The sequence below is a fragment of the Streptomyces sp. 13-12-16 genome (genome assembly GCF_002114215.1).
GTDB lineage: Bacteria > Actinomycetota > Actinomycetes > Streptomycetales > Streptomycetaceae > Streptomyces.
The window spans coordinates 1-953 of the sequence record NZ_NCTE01000999.1; the positions used below are offsets into that span (position 1 = coordinate 1).

Annotated in this window: 2 pseudogenes; both read right to left on the reverse strand. The window is 76.5% G+C overall.

Features of this window, described 5'->3' with window-relative positions:
- Positions 1–304: pseudogene (locus B7767_RS46770) on the reverse strand (hypothetical protein); the annotation flags it as partial.
- 67 nt (positions 305–371) lie between these two features.
- A pseudogene (locus B7767_RS33910) lies at positions 372–953 on the reverse strand (hypothetical protein); the annotation flags it as partial.

A 953-nucleotide genomic window follows, 5' to 3' on the forward strand; every position in this document is an offset into this window, starting at 1 on the left:
CCTCCGCTTCCGGGCGCCCCTGCGCGGCGGACGCGGTGGCCGGTTCCCCGGTGGTGGCGGCCGTGGTGGCGGACTGCTCGGAGGTGCCGGGGGTTTCCGGGACCGGCCGGGCCGTCTCCGCCGCTTCCCCGGTTCCCCCGGTGTCGCCACCGCCGGGTTCCGGTGCGGCCGTACGCCGTGCGGCCGGGGCCAGCATCGGGCCGGGGTCGGCCGCCGCCGACCCGAGGGAGACGGCCCTGCGGACGGAGGAACCGCCCGTGCCGCCGGGCCCCTCGGGAGCGGGCGGCCTGTTCTGACGTGCCATCGTTCTCCTCGATCTGATCGTTGTGGACTGTGGGGTGATGGGTGGTCGTACGGCGCGGCCCCGCTCGCTATCCGTCCTGGCCCACGGGCCCGGAACAGCGTTCCGGCCACTGCGGGTCGTCGCCGGGGCGGAAGCCCTTGGCCAGCGCCTCCTCCAGGTGCTTGAGGGCCTTGAGGTCCAGCCCGCTCAGCTCCTCCGACCCGTCCATGTAGGCGGTCGCGTTCCCGGGGAGTTCACGCAGCAGTACGACGGAGGGGCCCGCGGGCACGGTCCGCACCCCCAGCACCCGGAAGCCGGTCCCCGGCACGAAGACGATCTCCTCGTACGCCTCCGGGGACCCGCCCGGCCGGTCGATCAGCTGCCGCACCTTGCGTCCGGTGACGGACCAGATCGCGTAGCGCACGGGAGCCCCGGAGGGCAGCGCCGAGGCTCCGGCCAGGGCGCTGACCGGGGCCGGGTCGTGCAGCAGCGTGCCGACCGCCGGTTCGGGGCCGTCGGCGTCCCCGCCGCGCAGGGCCACGCCCCGGTAGGAGGGCAGCCGGCGCAGGGCGGACGCGAGGCACCCGGCGTAGGGCAGCAGGCGTCCCTCGCCGGTGCGCAGGTCCCGGGTCAACCCGCGGTGGTGCAGGGGTCCTTCCCCGGCGGTGAG